The sequence below is a fragment of the Kribbella catacumbae DSM 19601 genome, assembly GCF_000372465.1.
Classification (GTDB): Bacteria; Actinomycetota; Actinomycetes; order Propionibacteriales; family Kribbellaceae; genus Kribbella; species Kribbella catacumbae.
This window is the reverse complement of the sequence record NZ_AQUZ01000056.1, coordinates 1-18,118: the sequence shown is the minus strand read 5'-3', so window position 1 is coordinate 18,118 and position 18,118 is coordinate 1. Positions and strand designations below refer to the sequence as shown.

Below are 18,118 nucleotides of genomic sequence, written 5' to 3'. Positions count from 1 at the left end.
CGCAGCGGCCGGCTATCCACCGTCGGCCGCCAGCCGATAGCCCGAACCGCGCAAGGTCGCGATCGACGACCGCCCGTACGGCCGGTCCAGCTTGTTCCGCAGCCGCCGGACATAGACCTCGACGATGTTCGGATCACCCTCGAAGTCGTAGTCCCAGACGTGGTCGAGGATGGTCTGCTTCGACACCACGGTCCCCTGCCTGCGCAGCAGGAACTCCAGCAACGAAAGCTCCCGGGCCGTCAGCTCGAGCTCCACGTCGCCACGCCAGGCCTGCCGCGCGGCCGGATCGAGCCGGAGATCGCCGGCCGCCACCACGACCGGCCGCTTGGCCGCTCCGCGCCGGACCAACGCGCGCAGGCGGGCGACCAGTACGGCGTACGAGAACGGTTTGGTCAGGTAGTCGTCGGCGCCGGTGTCGAGCGCGCGGACCTGGTCGCTGTCGGCGTCCCGCGCGGTCAGCATCAGGATCGGCGTCCAGACCCCCTCGGTCCGCAGGGTGGCGCAGATTTCGAACCCGTCGACCCCGGGCAGCATCAAGTCCAGGACCAGGACGTCGTACGGGTGCTCGCGCGCCAGCCAGAGCCCGTCGGTCCCCGTCAGCGCGACGTCGACGGCGAAGCCCTCGGCCTCCAGTCCGTTCCGCAGGCCGGTGGCGAGCCGTAGCTCGTCTTCGACCACGAGCGCACGCATCTGCACCTCCTTCATGGCGATCCTGACTCATTGTGGCTGAACAACGGCTGAATCCGGCGTTCAGCGAGCGTTCAGCGATGCGGTCCTAGCGTCAGAGACATGGCGAGTCTCGAAGCAGTGCGGTTGAGCAAGCGGTACGGCGACCGGGTGGCCGTCGACGACCTGAGCTTCGTCGCCGAGCAGGGCGACATCCTCGGTCTGCTCGGTCCCAACGGCGCAGGCAAGACGACGACGATCCGGTTGCTGACCACGATCCTTCGGCCGACCAGCGGCTCGTTCAGAGTCGCCGGGATGGATGGGGATGACCCGGCCGGGATCCGGCGGCGGATCGGCGTACTGCCGGAGAGCTCCGGCTATCCGAACCGGCAGACCGGCGCTGAGTACCTGCGGTACTCAGCCAGGTTGTTCGGCCGCGATCGCGCGGGCGCGGCGCAGATCGCCGATCGCCTGCTCGCGGACGTCGGCTTGAGCGACCGGGCCGGCTCGCGGATCTCGACGTACAGCCGGGGCATGCGGCAACGGCTCGGGATCGCCCGGGCGCTGGTCAACGACCCGGCGGTGGTCTTCCTGGACGAGCCGACGCTGGGTCTCGATCCGGCCGGCCAGCTCGAGGTCCTCACCACCATCCGGCAGATCGCCTTGCACCGCGGCGCGACCGTCGTGCTGTCCACCCACACGCTGACCGAGGTCGAGCAGCTCTGCAACAGCCTGCTGATCCTCCACCACGGACGAGTTCGCGCGGCCGGGACGGTCGAGGACGTCATCGCGACCGCCGGCCGGCGTATTGGTTCCACCAGGCTGAGCGATGCCTTCCTCAGCCTCACCAACGAGGAGCGACCATGAGCGCGGTCGTCGTCGCCGAGCAGGAGAGCAGGGATCTGTGGGTCGGCGGGCGTGGTCCACTGCTGGTGTTCGCGTTCAGTGTGCTGCTGAGCGCAATGACCTACCTGGCCGCGACCAACCGCGCGATGAACTTCCTCGAGCAACGCGAAGCGGTCAACCTGACCGTCCAGGTGTCGTTGACGGTCGGCGTACTGCTGACCTTGCTCGTCAGCGCCGACGCCATCAGCGGCGAGAGAGAACGCGGCACGCTGGAGGCACTACTGCTCACGCCGGTGTCCCGGCGAGGCATCGTCGGCGGGAAGCTGGTCGCGGCGCTGACTTTGTGGCTCGCGTGCCTGGTCGTCACCGTCCCCTACCTCTGGGTCCTCGGCCGGGGCGTCGCCGTAGCCGGCCAGGCAGCCCTCCTGACCCTCATCGTGGGCACGTTGGTCGCAGTGGGGCTCGGCGGTCTCGGTCTGCTGATCAGCGCCTTGACCAGCTCCAACAAGACCAGCCTGGCGTCCAGCCTGCTGTTGTTGCTCGTCCTGTTCGCACCGACTCAGCTACCGGCACTGCCGAAGACCGGTATCGGCGAAGCACTCGTCCGAGTCAATCCGATCGGCTCGTCGCTGCACTACGTCTCACAGGTGCTGGTCAACCGGCGCAGCTGGACCTACGACCTCAGCTACCTGCTGTCGCCGGCACTGCTGGCCGTTGTCGTCTGCGGCGTCCTGATCGCGACAAGTCCGAGAATCGTCAAGCTGACCGCGGGAGTGAGTTCCGAATGAGTCTCTTGAACCTGCTGGCGGCGGCGGTAGTCGCCGTAATGCCCGCTGCGAGCCCAGAGCCGGCCATCACGCTGACGTCGGACCAGCTGACTGCTGTAACCGGCCAGACTCTCTCGCTGGAGTCGGTGCTGACGCGGCCCGACGGTGTGCAGTCCGGGGTCGCGCACCTCAACGTCACCAGTCTCGACGGCGTGTACGTCGACCTGGAGGACTGGACGATGGACGTCACGCAGCCGGTAGGCCCGGATACCGACTCCCAGCTCAGCTGGGAGGTCCAGGCGGTCAACAGCGGCCACTTCGCCCTGTACGTCGTACTGGTTCCCAAGACCGGCTCGCTGGTGGTCAGCCCACCCGTCCTCCTGACAGTGACCGCGAGGCAGACTCTGGACACCGGCGGCGCGCTACCGGTCGCCGTGGCGGTCCCCGCAATCCTCGGCCTGGCCATCCTGGCAACACGTCTCCGCACAGCGCGCTAGTCGCAAGCAGTTGTTCATCGGGCGGTCGCCGAGCTTGTTTAGCGTCGATTGCATGCGTGTGCCGTCAGCGTTGGTGCGTGGGGTGGTGGGGTCGTGCGTGGTGGCCGCCGCGTCTTTGGTGACGTCGGTAGTGCCGGAGTCCTCCTGGGTGGCGTCGCTGCCGATCGCCAGCGACCTGCGGGCGACGCTGCCGGGGCGGATGACCGGGTTGACGTTCATGGTCGGCGGGCTCGGGCTAATGGTGTGGGCCTGGCTCTCGATCGGTCGCCAAGTCCTCGCCGGAGTGCGCTACCGGTTGACGCCACTGGTCGCGTGCTGGTCAGCACCGCTGCTGCTGATCCCACCACTGTTCAGCCGCGATGCCTGGAGCTACGCCGCACAGGGAGCACTCGTCGCCAAGGGCTACGACCCCTACAGCGTCGGCCCCGGCGTCCTGTCGGGCCAGGTGATCGAGGCAGTCGATCCGATGTGGATGTCGACCCCAGCGCCGTACGGGCCACTGCCACTCGCGTACGGCGGCCTCGCAGCGCGGCTGACCCTCGACCCGTACGTGCTCATGCTGGCGCATCGCCTGCTGGCAGTACTGGGCTTCGTCTTGATCGCCTGGGCCATACCGCGACTCGCCACCGCCTGCCGGGTAGACCCGACGGTCGCGACCTGGCTGGTCGTCGCCAACCCTGTGCTGATCACGCACGGCCTCGGGGCGGCGCACAACGACGTACTGATGCTGGGACTCGCTTGTTCTGCGTTTGCTCTGGCTCTGACCGGTCAGTGGGGTACGGCTGCTGTGCTGGCCGGCACTGCAGCAGCCGTGAAGTTGCCCGGTGGACTCGTAGTCGTCGCCATTGCTGCAGTGATGAGTCCCCTGGCCGGGCGGGCGCGTCTGCGGCTGGCGAGTCTGGCGATCGCCGGTGCTATCTCAGTGCTGACGCTGGTGACGATCGGCGAGCTGACTGGGGTGGGGTCGGGCTGGCTGGGTGCCCTCGACGTACCAGGGCTCGTGCGGTCGCCACTGTCGATCGCCAACCTCATCGGGCTGGGCGCTTCCGGCGTACTGGCTTGGCTGGGTGAGGACGGTGCGGCCAAGCAGGCTCTGCAGCTCGTGCGGCTGGTGGGGATCCTCAGTGCTGTCGGGTTGATCGCAGTACTGGGCCTGCGGTCGTCCATCCACAACGCAGCCCGGGCAGTGGGGATCGCTTTGCTGGCAGTGGTTCTACTAGGACCCACTGCTCATGACTGGTACTTCGTCTGGTGCTTGCCGTTCCTGGCCGTCGCCCGTCCGGGTCGCAAGCTCACCACTGCCCTGATCGGCGTCAGCATCATCCTGACCATCGCCGCGCCGCTCAACTCGTCGCTGCGCGGCGCAGTCATCCCCATCCTCGTCACCACTTCACTAGTGCTCGTGGTGGCCGGCTGCCTGCTCGGGCGGCTCCGCACTCTGCAGCCGGCTGTTGTGGCTACAACAGCTACAACTGGCTGACTGCCGTGTGTAGCTCGGCCTGCAGGTCGCGGTGGGTCGAGCGGTCGACCCTGACCTCCACGACGTCAATGCCCTCCACCGTGCGGACCAGCGCATCTCTCAGCTCAACCGCCGTGTCGACCAGCCGGTACGGCGTACCGGTGGCTGCGCAGAGTGCGGCGAGGTCGACGTTGTGCGGGGTACCGAAGACGCGCTCGAAGTAGTCGGCGTGGTCGGTGCTGCCCTGTTCAAGGGTGGCGAAGATGCCACCGCCGTTGTCGTTGAGCACCACGATGCGCAGGTCCGGGCGCGGCTCGGCAGGGCCGATCACCAGACCGTTGGCATCATGCAGGAAGGCCAGATCACCCACCAGCGCGTACGTAGCACCCGCGTTGGCCAGGGCGGCGCCTACTGCCGTCGAGAGCGTGCCGTCGATCCCTGCCAGGCCACGGTTGGCCACTGTGCGAATCGGCACGACGGGAGCCAGGTCGAGATCGCGCACCGGGTTGGAGGAGGCGACGACGAGCATGCCGTCAGCACCGACGACTTCACCCAGTACTGCGGCCACTGCAGGCCCGGACAGCCCATCGGCGAGCACCTTGTCGATCGCCGGGCGAGCCAGCTGGTCGGCCTCCTGCCAGCGGGTCAGCCAGTCCGTGCTGTCCGTGCCGATCACCTCGAGCCCTGTGACGACCGACCTGGCGCGGCGCCCCGAGTCCGGCCAGAGACCGGTCGGTGCGACAACGATCACCTCGACGTCCTCGCGTGCGAGCAGCTTGGAGATCGGCCGCGACAAGGTGGGGTGCCCGAACACCAGCACCCGCTCGATCTCGTCACCCATCGTCGTTGCTGCCAGCAACAACCTGTACGCCGAGATGACCGCCGGCCCGGTCCTCGCCCGGCTGGACGGCTCGGCGAACAACGGCCAGCCGCCCGCCTCCGCAGCAAGCCGCGCGGCCTGCGATGCGCCGTCACCTGCAACGACCACGGTCTTCGGTCCGGCTGCAACGGCAGAGGGTTGAGCCGCAGTGGCGTGCACACTCGTCCACGGCCCGGTACTGCGCCCGTCGAGCGGCTCCGGCCAGTCGTCGTCCTCAGTCGGCACCAGCGGCTCTACCAGCGGGCAGTTGAGCTGCACTGGCCCCGGGTCGGCCGTGCGGGCTCCTACGGCTGTCGACACCGCACGCGCGATTTGCGAACGCCAGTAGGCGACCTGGCCCACCTGCTTGCTCGGCGTACCGAGCTCGTGGAAGAGGCGGACGGCGTCGCCGAAGACCTTCAGCTGGTCAGTGGTCTGGTTGGCGCCGGTGCCGCGGAGCTCCGGCGGGCGGTCTGCACTCAGCACGATCAGCGGCAGGCCGCTGTGCGAGGCCTCGAGGACTGCCGGGTAGAGGTTGGCGACCGCAGTACCGGAGGTCGTCACCACCGGTACTGGCAGGCCGGTACCGCGGATGAGACCGAGAGCTAGGAAGCCCGCAGTACGTTCGTCGATCCGCACGTGAAGGCGCAGGCGGCCGTCTCGGTCTGCGGCAGCCAAGGCGAGCGCCAGTGGGGTGCTGCGCGAGCCGGGAGCCAGTACGGCCTCGCGGACACCGGACCGGATCAGCTCGTCGACCACCACTGTCGCGAATGCCGTGGACGGGTTCATCCCGTACTCCCCTTCAATGCTTCGACCCTGGCCAACCGCGCGGCCCACTTGGCTGTGGTCGCTTGGTCGGCAGTGGCTGCAGCTAGCAAGACTGGATCTGGTTCAAGGCGATTCACGGGCAGGAAGCCGTCTATGGGCAGCAGCGGCTCCGCGACCACCTCTGAGGTGAACATGGAGACCGTAGCCAGGCCGCACGCGTAGGGAAGCTCTGGCAGGGCTGCGGCCAGAGCAACGCCAGCAGCGATGCCGACGGAGGTCTCCAGGGCTGACGAGACGACCACTGGCAGACCGATCTGCTCGGCGATGTCGAGGCAGGCCCGGACGCCTCCGATCGGCTGCACCTTCAGTACTGCGATGTCGGCGGCCTCGAGCTTCTTTACCAGCAAGGGATCCTCGGCCCGGCGGATGGACTCGTCTGCCGCGACCAGCACGTCTGTACGTCGCCGTACGGCGGCCAGGTCCTCTACTGAGGCACACGGCTGCTCGACGTACTCCAGATCGAAGCGTGCGAGTTCCTTCAACGCCTGCAGGGCTTCGTCGACCGACCAGGCGCCGTTGGCATCGATACGCACCTGCCCTGAGCCGATCGCGTCCCGGACGGCCTCTAGTCGCTCCAAGTCATCCTTGAGCGTCTGCCCGGGCTCGGCCACCTTCACCTTCGCAGTGCTGCAGCCGGACGCCCGCACGATCGCAGCCGCCTTCTCGGGGCCTATGGCCGGCACAGTGCAATTCACCGGTACTACGGAACGCACCGGCGCCGGCCAGCCGTCGAAGGCAGCCTCACGAGCCGCCCGAAGCCAAGACACGCTGGCGGCATCGTCGTAGTCGAGGAACGGGCTCCACTCGGCCCAACCCGCCGGGCCCTCGAAGAGCATCCCCTCGCGCACCGTGATCCCCCGGAACCTGTTCTTCAGGCCGATCGCAAAGGTGATCACCGCACGCCATCCAGCAACAGCTGCCGATCAACCTTGCCAGAGGCAAGCATCGGCAAACGCTCCAGCCGTACCACCTCGCGCGGCGCCCACGCCCGCGGCAACACTTCGCCGACGAAGTCGCGCAACTCGTCGAGCGCAGGCCCACCGGCGTCGCGGGGCGACTCGGCGCCGCCGACGATGAAGGCGACCACTCGCGCGCCCCACTCCGCATCGGGCACGCCCAGCACCACCGCCTCCGCCACGGCGGGATGCTCGAGCAACCGCGCCTGCACCGCCGTCAGGGTGACGTTGACGCCGCCGGAGATCACCACGTCGTCCAGCCGCCCGACCACCTGCAGCCGGCCGTCCACGAGCCGACCACGATCCTGCGTCCGGAACCAGCCGTCCCGCAGCACCTCTGCCGTCAACTCCGGCTGCAGCCGGTACCCGGAGAACAATGTGGGTCCCTTGATCAAAATCCTGTTGTCCTCCAACCGCAGCGAGGTACCCGTCAACGGCACACCCGCATACACACACCCACTGCCGGTCTCGGTCATCCCATACGACGGAATCGCCGTCACCCCCGCCGCGGCCGCCTTCGCCTTCAACTCGGCCGACATCGCCGCCCCGCCGAGCACAATCGCGTCGAAACTCCGCAACGCGTCCGGCTCCGTCTCCAGGTAGCGCGCCAACTGCGTCGGGACCATCGCCGTGTACCGCCGCGGCCCAGTCATCGCCTTGGCCCCCACCGAGAAGCTCGGGTGCTCACTGGCGACCACCGGCGCATAGCCGGCCACAACCGAGCGGGTCAGCACCTGCAGCCCACCCACGAAGTACGGCTGCATCGGCAGCAACCACTGGCCCGGCCCGCCCAACCGCTCATGCGTGGCTGTAGCCGAGGCGACCAGAGCATTCGTGGAGAGCATGACGCCCTTGGGCTCGCCAGAGGAGCCGGAGGTGGCCAGCACGACCCCACAGTCGTCCGACTCGAGCGGCTCGCCCGGAACGACCGCCTGCCGCACCCGCTCCGCCGCAGCGGGATCATCCGGCACCGGAGCGAACGCAGTACCGGTGCCGTCCAGCAAGCTGGTCAATGCCGACAGCACGGCATCCGGGGTCGCTGGGACCAGGCGCAAGGTAGACATGTCCCTCCGAGCGTACGGCGCGCGCGTGCGGAGTCTTCAGCCTGTGCCGCCTGCAAGCCCTTGCCGGTCGGCTGACAGAATCGGTTGCCATGGCCACCCCTGCCCAGTGGATCGAAGGCGCTCGCCCCCGGACGTTGCCCGCCGCGATCGCTCCTGTGCTCGTCGGTACCGGCGCCGCCGCCTACCTCGACCACTTCGTCTGGTGGAAGGCGCTGCTCGCGCTGGGCGTCGGCTTGGCGCTGCAGATCGGCGTCAACTACGCCAATGACTACAGCGACGGCATCCGCGGTACAGACGAGAACCGGGTCGGCCCGCTGCGCTTGGTGGGCTCCAAGGTGGCCAGCCCGCTGCAGGTGAAGGGTGCGGCGTTCAGCTGCTTCGGCGTGGGCGCAGTACTGGGCATCGTGCTTTGTGCAACCACCTCCTGGTGGCTACTGCTCGTAGGAGCCGCCTCGCTGCTCGGCGCGTGGTTCTACACGGGCGGCAAGAAGCCCTACGGCTACCGGGCACTCGGTGAAGTCAGCGTCTTCCTGTTCTTCGGCTTGGTCGCAGTACTCGGTACTACGTACGTCCAGGCCGAAAAGCTCCACTGGACAGCCGTAGCCGGCGCTGTCGCCATCGGCAGCATCGCCTGCGCGCTCCTGGTCGCCAACAACCTCCGCGACATCCCCACCGACTCGGTGACCGGCAAGCGCACGCTGGCCGTAGTACTGGGCGCTGCCCGCTCCCGCCGCCTGTACGCCGGGCTGGTCGCGCTGGCCTTCATACTGGCGGCCGTGTCAGCCCTGGCGACCCCCTGGACACTCCTCGCGCTGCTCGCCCTGCCGCTGGCCGCCAAATCCGTCAAGGTGGTCGTCAGCGACGCCGTCGGCCCAGCACTGATTCCTGTCCTCAAGGGCACCGGCCTCACCGAGCTGGTCTACGCGGCCGGCCTGACGGCCGGCCTGTTCCTCGGACGCTAAAGCAATCTCTTTAATTCTGGTTCAGTATTCCAGCAAACGTTTGCCTGATTATCCAGAAAGTAACTACCCATTTACCCAAAGCAGTTAAATACATGGCAATCGTTCTTTATTCTCTGATGGTCTACCCAGTGACGGTGGATCTCAGGGGAGGGGAACCCAGCTATGACTGCGACATCCTTCAGCCGGTTCACCGGCGAGTTGTTCAGCCGCTTGCCCAGGGCCGATCAGCGACGGTGGGCCGAGGTCTATCTGCAAGGACTCCTCACGACCCCGGGCAAGAAGACGGTCCGGCGGATGGCCGCCGCGGTTACCGATTCCAGCACCGCCGCCCAGGCCCTGCATCAGTTCATCAATGCCAGTCCCTGGAAATGGGAACCCATCCAGACCGAGCTCATGCGCTGGGTCGAGCGACAGACCCGGCCCCGGTCCTGGGCCATCGCCCCCGTCGTACTCCCCAAGCGCGGCGGGCAGTCCTGTGGAGTGCACCGCCGTTTCATTCGGCAGACCGGACGGACCGTCAACTGCCAGATCGGGATCGGGGCCTTCCTGTCATCGGACACCGGAGCTCTGCCGGTGGCCTGGACCATGCTGCTGCCCGAGGAATGGTCCGATGCCGCGCGGCGCCGGCGCGCCCGCATTCCGGGCCCCGCGGCGGCAGCGTCCCCGGCCGAGGGTGTACTGGATCTGCTCAACACAGAAGCGGTGTCGATGCCGGTGGTGGCCGACCTGGTCGGCTACCTGGACACCTGCGCGCTGATTCACGGACTCGTCGAGCGGGGCCATGACTTCGTCATCGCCGTACCGGACAACCTGCTGCTACAGCCCGGGAGCCATCTGGCGGCTCGGCAGTGTGCCGAACGCGCTCCGGTGCGGGCCGCAGAGTTCATCGACGAACGCACCGGCCACACCACGCACCCGACCGGGCTCGCCTATCTGCCCCGCACCCGGACCAGGCCCGGTCTCCAGCGCACCTACCGTCTGTTCGACCGGCGCGAAGACGGCCGGGGCCGGCCCGGTGGTCTGTGGCTCACGAACATGACGAACCGGCCGTTCGGCGAACTCCTCGCACTGGTCGACGGGATGGCGACGACGGCTGCCACCATCGGACGGATGGAACGAGAGTTCGGCCTGCGGGACTTCGAGGGCCGCTCGTACCCGGGCTGGCACCACCACATGACGCTGACCTCCGCGGCCTATGCCTATCAGCAGGTGGCAACGCACCGACTGCAGGAACCGGACCGTCGCGCCGCCTGACTGCTGCTTTCAGTCCTTGGGAGTGGTAGCGAAAAGCTGCCCGTAGTCGGTGATGCCGGCAGCAACGTGAGCGGCATCGCCGAGGTGCAGGGCGTGCCACAGAATCACTTGGTTCGCGGTGACCACGTTGAAGCCCAGCTCCTCCTCGAGGGGCTTGATGGTCCCCACCGCACGAATGCCGTTGCCGGCCACCAGGACGGCGTCGGGCTGGTAGGCGGCGACCGTACTGCGGATCCAGGCGGACAGGTTGCCGGGAGTGATCGCCTTCTGGTTCGACGGCAGGCCGCACGGTCCGTGGTGGACGACGTCGAACCCGAACTCGCCGAAGTAGTCCGCGCCCTGACCCGAGAGGAGGTCGTCGAACCACGGCGGGTTCACGATGGCGATCTTGTGGGCGCCCAGCGCGTGGAATGCGGCGCGAGCCGCCTTGGTCGTTCCCGTGATCGGCAGACCGCGGGTGACGGGGGCCAGTCGTTCGTAGAGCTCCGCTTCGCCCTTGGCCTTCAGTACATAACTGGAAGAGGTGAAGCCGAGGGCGAGAGCGTGCAGCGGGCTCGCGGCCACCAGTTCCACGGCCTGGTCCAGGAACGGTGGCTCGACGAACGCCTTGACCGGGTCGTGCGGGATCTTCTCGTCCATTTCGCCGCCGGCACGCATGGCGGCGAAGTGGATCCGCGAGCCGTGAATGGACACCGACGCCGGGGCCATCGCTTGCAGTTCGGCCTCCGGACCGACATCGGCATGCGGTACGACGACGCCGAGGCGGGTGCCGGCGTCCCAGCCGTCAGTGGGGGTGCTGGTCATCGAGATACCTCCTCTTTGGCAAGGGTGGATTCGCCCGCGAGGGTGCCGCCGCCGACGGTCCCCGAGCCGGAGTTGTCGAGGAACTTGGGGTGCTTGGCCCGCATGGTGGCGATGACGTAGTCGTACGGGACGTCGTCGAAGGCTCCATGGTCGACGAGGAACTCCATCGATCCGCCGCCGTTGTGCGGGTGGTAGAGGCTGTCGGCGGTGCCGTCGAACTCGAGGGCCTGCAGGCCGTACAGCTTGCAGAGCATCTTGTTGAACACCGGAGTGGCCTTGACCCACTGACCGTTCAGATACACCTGGGTGAGGCCGTGGAAGAACACATCGCCGCCGATGTGCTCGATGAGCCGCGGCGAAGCGAGGTGGTTGCGCACATCGCCATACACCAGGCGGGAAGGGATGCCGACAGCACGGACAACCGCTGCATAGAGAGCGGACTTGTGCAGACAGAACCCGGACTTGGCCCGCGCGGTGCTCGAGGCCTTCAGTCCGTCGGCGGACAGGTCCGCGCCGTACACCTCGTAGAAGATGCCGTCGCGGACGGCGTAGTACAGCTCGATCGCGGTGGTGGCCCGATCCGCCGAGCGATCCTTGACGGCGTGGTCGATGAAGGCTTGGACTTCGTCGGTCTCGTAGTCGAGGAACTCGGTGGGGCGGGTCAGGTCGTTCAGGTCAACAGTCATAGCAGTCCTGTCCTGATCAGAGGCCGACGAGAGTGGCGATGCGGTTGCGCTGGATCTCTGAGCTGCCGGAGTAGATCGTCCCGGCGATGGAGTTGCGCAGCTCGCGCTCCATCCCGAACTCGGTGAGCACCCCGCGACCACCATGGATCTGTACGGCGTCCAGCGCGGTCTGCACGTTGGCCTCGGAGACGATCGTCTTGGTGGCGGCGAGATCGAAGGCGGCGTCCTGCCCGGCCTCGACCTTGGCTCCCGTGTCGGTCAGCCATTTGCGGGCGGTCTCCACCCGCATCGCCATGTCGGCGAGCTTGTGGGAGACGGCCTGGTACTTGCCGATCGGCTGCCCGAACTGCGTGCGGGACTTGGCGAACTGGACCGTCTCCTCCAGCCGGCGGGTCATCTCGCCGAGCGTGAGGGAGAAGCCGAACAGGACCTCACGCTTCATCACGTAGTCCAGGACGAGGAACCCCGCTCCCTCGGCACCGATGCGGTTGGCGACGGGAATCCGCAACTCCTCGAAGGAGAGCGTGCCGATCGGGCTGGTGCGCAGCCCTAGCTTGTCCATGGTCGGCCCGACAGCCAGGCCAGGTGTGCCGGCCTCGACCAGCAACGTGGTCAGGCCGAACGGGCCCGGCTTGCCGGTGCGGACGTACAGCAGGAACAGATCGGCGATCGGGGCGTTGGTGATGAACATTTTGTTGCCGTTGACAACATAGTGGTCCCCGTCGCGGCGGGCGACGGTGGACACGTTCGTCGCATCGGACCCGCCGGACTCCTCGGTGATCGCGTGCGCGGTGATCAGGTCGCCGGCCATGATGCCGGGCAGGTGCCGGTTCTTGAGTTCCGGCGACGCGAACCGCTGCAGCGGGATGCCGACGGACACGATCTGGGTGGACGTGGAGAAGGACAGGCCCGCGTCACGGGACGTGTACCCGAGTCCTTCCAGCGCCCGCATGGTCTCGGTCAGGCTGCGGCCGCTGCCGCCGAGGTCGGAGTGGAAGGGTGTCCGCAGGATCCCGGAGTCCTGAATGGCCTTCCACTTGTCCTGCGGGAAGGCACCTGCCGCATCCGACTCCTGTAGGTCTGCGTTGAGCTGATCTGCCCACGGGGTGGCGAGGTGGAAAAGGTCGTCGTTCAAGAGGCGTCCTCAGTCGGGTCGGGTGTCAGAGGGCTGGGACCCGGTGGAGCCGCGGGCGGCGGCCCCACCGTGCCGCATCAGTACTGCGTCAGTACTGGGAGAAGCCGTCCGCCGACAGCGTGTGCTTCTCGTCGCCGTTGATCGGCGGGTTGAACACGGAGATCAGGTGCAGGTCCTCGTCATCGGACGCGACCAGGTAGTGCGGGTCGTGCTCGTTGAGCGCGTAGATGGTGCCCTCCACGATCTTGTGGCGGGTGCCGTCCTTCTCCACCACCTCACCCGAGCCGCCCACGCAGTAGCAGGCCTCGAGGTGTTCGCGGTACTGGAGGGCGCTCGTCGTGCCGCGCCGGACGAGGGTGTCGCAGACGGCAAAGCCCATGCCGTCGGCCTGGGTGAGAACGCGGTAGCTGAGGCCGTTACCCCACTCGACGGGGGCGAGGGTCTCGATGCTGCGCACGATCATGTCTTCCTGCTCCTTGCTACTGGTTGGGAGGTGCTCAGGCCGCGCTGGCGGTGGAGTGGGTGGTGACCAGGTCGACGATCGCGTCGAGGCTGCGGAAGTTGTCCGGGCCGAGCTCGAGGTCGTCGAAGGAGACTTCGTAGGTCTCGGTGAGGTGCGAGATGAGCCGGATCAGCCCGAGGCTGTCGATCACGCCCGACTCGATCAGGCTGTAGTCACCGGTCAGGTCGGAGCTGTCCTCGCCGGCCAGGAACTGCGCCACGACATAGGCACGGATCTCGCCGGCGACGTCTTTGCTGTTCACGGATGGATCTCCTTCAGGCGGTTGCTCTTGATCAGGTTTCGGTCGGGCTTGCCCGTGGAGGTACGGGGCAGCGGGGTGTCCGTGACGTGTACGGAGGTGGGAATGGCATGCCGCGGCAGGTTCTTGCCGGCGTGCGTCCGCAGCCGCAGACCGGTCAAGGCGCTGCTGGGACGCCGGCTGACGTGAGCGTGCAACCGGACCCCGGCCTGTTCGTCGGGCAGCGGGACGACGACCGCCTCGACCACGTCCGGATGCGCGGCGATCACCCGCTCCACTTCCTGCAGATTGGTGCGCACGCCCCGGACCTTCACCTGCCAGTCCGCGCGGCCCTGCAGGCTGTACAAGCCGGACTCGTCGCGGGTGACGAGGTCGCCGGTGCGGTAGAAGGTGCGGCCGTCGATCACCGTGAACGTCTCGGCGTTCAGTGCGGTGTTGAGATAGCCATCGGTCTGGAACGGGGTGGCCACCAGGAGCTCTCCGGCCCCGGCGGACCGCACGATCGCGCCGTCCGGGTCGCGGATGAGTGCGTCGGTGCCGGCGATCGGCCGGCCGATCGGCATCCTCGGAGTCGGTGTAGCGGGGTCGACCTCGTGGATGAACGAGTCGTTGGTCTCCGTGCAGCCGAACACGTTGTGGAACCGGGCCCGCGGGAAGGCCGCACTCACCGGTGCCAGCAGCGAGTCCGGCACGCTGTCCCCGGTGAAGATCACCTGACGCACAGCGGGGTTGGGTGAGCCGTCTTCAACCAGCAGGCGGTACAGCATCGGCACGCCCTGGATGAAGGTGACGTCGTGCTTCGCGACCAGCGCCTGGACGTACGGTCCGTCCGTGGCCCTGCCCTGATCCACCAGGACGACCTGCGCCCCCACCTGCAGGAAGGACCAGATGTCCAGGAGCGCGAGGTCGAAGTTGAGAGGGGCGTAGGAGAGCGCGACATCACTGGAGGTGAGGGCAAACTCGTGCGTCGCCCAGGCAGCGAAAGCCTCGAAACCGGCAGCCGCACTGGGCACGATCTTCGGGGTGCCGGTGGAGCCGGAGGTGGTGAGCAGAAGGCACGAACCTCCCGCATCCGCTGACGCGAATCCCGCTGCCTCCTTCTCGTCGGTGTGTACCGGGTCCGCCGTCAGGGCATCGATCGCAGACCCGGTGAGGACATGAGTGGCGCGCGCTTGCTGCGACAGGCGTGCCAATGCGGCTGCGCCCAGGTCGGGTGCGGGAGCCAGTGCGACGAGGCCCTCGTGGAACACGGCGAGGAGCAGCGCGATCGTCTCCGGCGTCTTGTACGCCGGGACGCAGACCGTGCTTCCGGGCGGCAGGCGCAACTCGAGCAAGCTGTGACGAAAGGCCTGCGTGAGGTCGCTCAGTTCGCCGTACGTGATGGTGCGGTCGTTGAAGACCAGGGCGGGATCGTGAGGTCGTAGGTGGCCGTGAACGGCGACGGCTTCGGCCAGGCGGGGCGATGGCACGGCGGATTCCTCACGGTAGGGACGGTTTCTGGACGCGCACACCACTCGTTCGACTGTTCGAATCCCGTGGCGACGGTCCCGAAGGTATCCCGCGAGGTACATGCTTGGTCAAGCATCTACTTGGCGAAGTAGCTGTGAGCAGGATCATGGTATTTGAGCGTGCAAACAAAAAAGACCCCCGAGCGCCATCGGCGCAGCGGGGGTGCGGAGCGGCCGGCGAGGCCGGCCGGAAGTCAGCTCTGAGGGGTCCGCAGAGCCTGGACCGTGAGACCCAGTTCCGGGTCGGCGGCGAAGACGTTCAGGGCGGACGAGAGGACTTCCGCATAGGTCGCGCGGGCCAGCTGGTAGCGCTCCCGCCCCTTGTCCGTGATCACCGCATAGACGCCGCGCTTGTCCGACGGGCACAGGTCCTTGTAGGCGAAACCGGCCTTCTCCAACCGCGCCACCAGCCGGGTGATCGACGATTGGCCCAGGCCCACCTTGTCGGCGAGCTCCTGCATCCGCAGCTCACTGGTCTCGGAATGGACCAGATGCTCCAGCGACCGGTACTCCGACAGGCCGATGCCGTGCCGGCCGTGCAGGGCCAGGGACAGCTCGCGTTCCACCCGCGCGTGCAGCATCAGGACGCGATCCCACGCGCTGCGGTCGGAGGTGCGCGGGGGCGCAAGGTGCGAAGTTGTCATGGGTCGGCCTCCCTCGGTTGATACTTGATCAGACTACATGCTCATGCAACGTCCTGGTGTTCCCCTCGATCACATCATTGACGTACAGTGAACCGCAATGCTTGCATGTACAAGCAATCTTCCGGCGGTTTCTCGGCCACCCAACGAAAGGACACCCGCATGCACTGGCTCTACCTCGGCGTCGCCGTCGTCTTCGAGATCGTCGTCGCGATCGCAGCCGGCAAGGCCGAAGGCTTCACCAACCGCAAGTGGACGATCGTGACGCTGGTCAGCGGCGCCTTCGGCACCTACTTCCTCAGCAGGGCTCTGCTGACCTTCGACGTCGGCGTCGGATACGCCGTCTGGACCTCGGTCTCCGGCGTCGGCATCACGCTGCTCGGCGCGTGGCTGTTCGGCCAGCGCCTCAGCTGGCGCAAGGGGCTCGGCATCGCGGCGATCATCGCCGGGGTCGTCGGCCTCCAGCTCAGCGGCGCTGCGTAGAACCCGCTCGCCACCGCCCCGTTCATCTCGAAAGGAATCCCCAGATGTCCTCGATTAGTCCCTCCGCGGCCCGCTCCTGGCTCATGCTCCTGCTGGCCGGCGGGTTCGAAATCGGCTACGCGCTCTCGGTCGGCGGAAGCCATGGCTTCACCCGCCTGACCTGGTCGCTGGTCGCCGTCGTGTTCTTCCTGCTGACCCTGTGGGCGCTGAGCGCCGCACTGCGCACCATCGAGGTCAGCATCGGCTATGCGGTCTGGGCAGGAATCGGGGCGGCCGGAGCTGCGGTCCTCGGCCCCGTCTTCTTCGACGAGCGCCTCACCCTCGTCCAGTCCTTGTGGCTCTGCCTCATCATCGCCGGCGTCATCTGGCTCAAGCTCGCCGACCGGCTGGACAGCCCCAAGACACCCGTCGAGCAGCCGCAGGAAGCCGAGAGCGCCGGCGTCTGAAGACCTTGTGCCGCACCCGGGGCAGCTCCGCTCCACTCCAAAGCGGGCCGCTCCGGGTGTGCTTCGCAGCAGAACTTCCCCTCTCCTCAAGGACGGACTCATGCCAACTGACCTCCTCGACCATCTGGCTCCTCATCTCGAGGAGGCCGTCCGGATCAGCCGCAGCCACGTCGCCGACGGCGGTATCCCCTTCTCCGGGCTCGTTGTCCGCGACGGCCAAGTTCTGGGCACAGGTTTCAACCGGGTCCTCGAGGACGACGACTCCACAGCGCACGCCGAAATCGTCGCTCTGCGCGCCGCCGCGAAGAAGTACGGCCGGCTCAGCGTCGCGGGTGCGACTCTGATCGCCTCCGGCGAGCCCTGCGCCCTGTGTTACATGGCCGCGCTCTACTTCAGCATCGAGCACATCGTGTACGCCGCCGACCGCACCACCGCCGGCGTCTACGGCTTCGACTACAGCAGCTCGTACTCCATCTTCGCCAGCGATCCCACCACCTGGCCGATCAAGGTGACGCACGCCCCGATCGAGGGACACGAAGTGCCGTTCGAGGAGTTCAAGACCGGCCTCAGAGGCGGAAAGCGATGACCGGCAGGGTGAAGATCACGATCTTCACGGACTACGTCTGCCCCTTCTGCATGCTCGCCGAAGGCCCGATCGAGGAGGCGACGAAGGACCTGGACGTCGAGATCGAGTGGAAGCCGTTCGAGCTGCGGGCCTTTCCCGCCCCGACACTGCGCCCCGAGGACGAGTACCTGCCCGCCATCTGGGCCCGGGCCGTCTACCCGATGGCCCGCCGCCTGGGGGTCGACATCACCTTGCCGACCGTCTCCCCGCAGCCGTACACGCAGCTCGCTTTCGAGGGTTACCAGTTCGCCGCCGAGCGCGGCCTGGGCACCGAGTACACGCACTGCATGTTCCGCGCCTTCTTCCAGGAGAACCAGGACCTCGGACAGCCCGACATCCTGCAGGCCCTAGCCGAGGAGATCGGCCTGGACGGCGCCGCCTTCCGCGCCGCCCTGGACGACCGCGCCTACCGTGCGAAGCACCAGGACGCTCTTCGAGAGGCACAGGCCCACCAGGTTCAGTCCGTGCCGACCATCCTGGTCGGCGACACCCGCATCGAGGGTGTGCCGAGCCCCGTCCAGCTACGCAAGGCAATCGTCGACACCCTGGGTCAGAAGCTAGTGCGCCGACACGGCGCACTAGGAGCCTGCTGAATAACCTGCGTGTTGGCCCGGTCGTGTGGTGACCGTGCTGGGACGATTGTGGGGTGCAGGGTTCAGCTGGGGTTGATCAGGAGTTGATGGACGCTCGGGCGTTGGTCGGGCATCTGGTGCCGGCCGGGAGCGTGTTCGGGTTCTTGGCTGAGCATCGTGGTGAGGTGTTCCCGGCCGGGTTGTTCGAGGATCTGTTCCCGAGCTCGACCGGGCGGCCGAGTCTGCCGGGTGAGGTCGCGGCGTCGGTGCTGGTGTTGCAGACATTGCACGATCTGTCC

21 protein-coding genes and 1 pseudogene are annotated in these 18,118 nt (G+C 67.4%); 11 read left to right on the top strand and 11 right to left on the bottom strand.

Annotated elements, in window-relative coordinates; genetic code table 11:
- Positions 1-12: 12 nt before the first annotated feature.
- Positions 13-690: a response regulator transcription factor gene (locus A3ES_RS0137160; RefSeq protein ID WP_026163559.1), complete on the bottom strand. Its 678-nt coding sequence runs from the start codon at positions 688-690 to the stop codon at positions 13-15.
- Between the two features lie 99 nt (positions 691-789).
- On the opposite strand from A3ES_RS0137160, the gene A3ES_RS0137155 reads away from it, so the two are divergent.
- From A3ES_RS0137155 to mptB, 4 genes are read left to right on the top strand one after another with little or no spacing between them, the layout of a single operon-like run.
- Positions 790-1,533: an ABC transporter ATP-binding protein gene (locus A3ES_RS0137155; protein ID WP_020391916.1), complete on the top strand. Its 744-nt coding sequence runs from the start codon at positions 790-792 to the stop codon at positions 1,531-1,533.
- Positions 1,530-2,300 carry an ABC transporter permease gene (locus tag A3ES_RS0137150; protein ID WP_020391915.1) on the top strand — a complete coding sequence of 257 codons (771 nt, stop codon included), beginning with the start codon at positions 1,530-1,532 and terminating at the stop codon, positions 2,298-2,300. Before A3ES_RS0137155 ends, A3ES_RS0137150 begins: the two co-directional genes overlap by 4 nt.
- Positions 2,297-2,776, top strand: a complete 480-nt coding sequence (locus tag A3ES_RS0137145) for a hypothetical protein (protein WP_020391914.1) — start codon at positions 2,297-2,299, stop codon at positions 2,774-2,776. Before A3ES_RS0137150 ends, A3ES_RS0137145 begins: the two co-directional genes overlap by 4 nt.
- Before the next feature lie 52 nt (positions 2,777-2,828).
- Positions 2,829-4,256, top strand: coding sequence for a polyprenol phosphomannose-dependent alpha 1,6 mannosyltransferase MptB (mptB, locus tag A3ES_RS0137140; RefSeq protein WP_063746040.1), 1,428 nt, complete (start codon positions 2,829-2,831; stop codon positions 4,254-4,256).
- Here mptB and menD read toward each other — a convergent pair.
- From menD to menE, 3 genes are read right to left on the bottom strand one after another with little or no spacing between them, the layout of a single operon-like run.
- Positions 4,243-5,883 carry a 2-succinyl-5-enolpyruvyl-6-hydroxy-3-cyclohexene-1-carboxylic-acid synthase gene (menD, locus tag A3ES_RS0137135; protein ID WP_020391912.1) on the bottom strand — a complete coding sequence of 547 codons (1,641 nt, stop codon included), beginning with the start codon at positions 5,881-5,883 and terminating at the stop codon, positions 4,243-4,245. The genes mptB and menD overlap by 14 nt on opposite strands.
- Positions 5,880-6,818 (bottom strand): o-succinylbenzoate synthase, encoded by a 939-nt coding sequence (locus tag A3ES_RS0137130; RefSeq protein ID WP_020391911.1) that lies wholly within the window; start codon positions 6,816-6,818, stop codon positions 5,880-5,882. The genes menD and A3ES_RS0137130 overlap by 4 nt, the downstream gene beginning before the upstream one ends.
- Complete coding sequence (menE, locus tag A3ES_RS0137125; protein ID WP_020391910.1) at positions 6,815-7,942, bottom strand: o-succinylbenzoate--CoA ligase; 1,128 nt, start codon at positions 7,940-7,942, stop codon at positions 6,815-6,817. The genes A3ES_RS0137130 and menE overlap by 4 nt, the downstream gene beginning before the upstream one ends.
- Before the next feature lie 89 nt (positions 7,943-8,031).
- Between menE and A3ES_RS0137120 the strand changes: the two genes are divergently transcribed.
- Together A3ES_RS0137120 and A3ES_RS0137115 are read left to right on the top strand one after the other, a co-directional pair.
- Positions 8,032-8,904 (top strand): 1,4-dihydroxy-2-naphthoate polyprenyltransferase, encoded by an 873-nt coding sequence (locus A3ES_RS0137120; RefSeq protein ID WP_020391909.1) that lies wholly within the window; start codon positions 8,032-8,034, stop codon positions 8,902-8,904.
- A gap of 162 nt (positions 8,905-9,066) precedes the next feature.
- Positions 9,067-10,158, top strand: a complete 1,092-nt coding sequence (locus tag A3ES_RS0137115) for an IS701 family transposase (protein ID WP_020391908.1) — start codon at positions 9,067-9,069, stop codon at positions 10,156-10,158.
- A gap of 9 nt (positions 10,159-10,167) precedes the next feature.
- Here A3ES_RS0137115 and A3ES_RS0137110 read toward each other — a convergent pair whose 3' ends face one another.
- The 7 genes from A3ES_RS0137110 to A3ES_RS0137080 form a co-directional block, all read right to left on the bottom strand.
- Positions 10,168-10,962: a maleate cis-trans isomerase family protein gene (locus A3ES_RS0137110; protein ID WP_020391907.1), complete on the bottom strand. Its 795-nt coding sequence runs from the start codon at positions 10,960-10,962 to the stop codon at positions 10,168-10,170.
- On the bottom strand, positions 10,959-11,648 hold the full coding sequence (locus A3ES_RS0137105) for a transglutaminase-like domain-containing protein (protein ID WP_020391906.1): 690 nt from the start codon (positions 11,646-11,648) through the stop codon (positions 10,959-10,961). The genes A3ES_RS0137110 and A3ES_RS0137105 overlap by 4 nt, the downstream gene beginning before the upstream one ends.
- A 16-nt stretch (positions 11,649-11,664) precedes the next feature.
- Entirely contained in the window at positions 11,665-12,783 is a 1,119-nt protein-coding gene (locus A3ES_RS0137100; RefSeq protein WP_020391905.1) for an acyl-CoA dehydrogenase family protein, read from the bottom strand.
- 88 nt (positions 12,784-12,871) lie between these two features.
- Entirely contained in the window at positions 12,872-13,246 is a 375-nt protein-coding gene (locus tag A3ES_RS0137095; RefSeq protein WP_020391904.1) for an ectoine synthase, read from the bottom strand.
- 34 nt (positions 13,247-13,280) lie between these two features.
- Positions 13,281-13,547, bottom strand: a complete 267-nt coding sequence (locus A3ES_RS0137090) for an acyl carrier protein (protein ID WP_020391903.1) — start codon at positions 13,545-13,547, stop codon at positions 13,281-13,283.
- On the bottom strand, positions 13,544-15,013 hold the full coding sequence (locus A3ES_RS0137085; RefSeq protein WP_020391902.1) for an AMP-binding protein: 1,470 nt from the start codon (positions 15,011-15,013) through the stop codon (positions 13,544-13,546). Before A3ES_RS0137085 ends, A3ES_RS0137090 begins: the two co-directional genes overlap by 4 nt.
- A gap of 233 nt (positions 15,014-15,246) precedes the next feature.
- Positions 15,247-15,696, bottom strand: coding sequence for a MarR family winged helix-turn-helix transcriptional regulator (locus A3ES_RS0137080; protein ID WP_020391901.1), 450 nt, complete (start codon positions 15,694-15,696; stop codon positions 15,247-15,249).
- A gap of 159 nt (positions 15,697-15,855) precedes the next feature.
- On the opposite strand from A3ES_RS0137080, the gene A3ES_RS0137075 reads away from it, so the two are divergent.
- The 5 genes and pseudogenes from A3ES_RS0137075 to A3ES_RS49765 all read left to right on the top strand — a co-directional run.
- Positions 15,856-16,176, top strand: coding sequence for a DMT family transporter (locus A3ES_RS0137075; RefSeq protein WP_020391900.1), 321 nt, complete (start codon positions 15,856-15,858; stop codon positions 16,174-16,176).
- A 44-nt stretch (positions 16,177-16,220) separates the two neighbouring features.
- Positions 16,221-16,622, top strand: coding sequence for a DMT family transporter (locus A3ES_RS0137070; RefSeq protein WP_020391899.1), 402 nt, complete (start codon positions 16,221-16,223; stop codon positions 16,620-16,622).
- A 100-nt stretch (positions 16,623-16,722) separates the two neighbouring features.
- On the top strand, positions 16,723-17,208 hold the full coding sequence (locus A3ES_RS0137065; RefSeq protein WP_020391898.1) for a nucleoside deaminase: 486 nt from the start codon (positions 16,723-16,725) through the stop codon (positions 17,206-17,208).
- A complete protein-coding gene (locus A3ES_RS0137060) occupies positions 17,205-17,840 on the top strand; it encodes a DsbA family oxidoreductase (RefSeq protein ID WP_020391897.1) in 636 nt (211 codons plus the stop codon). Before A3ES_RS0137065 ends, A3ES_RS0137060 begins: the two co-directional genes overlap by 4 nt.
- Positions 17,841-17,893: 53 nt before the next feature.
- Positions 17,894-18,118 (top strand): annotated as a pseudogene (locus A3ES_RS49765) (IS5/IS1182 family transposase); the annotation flags it as partial.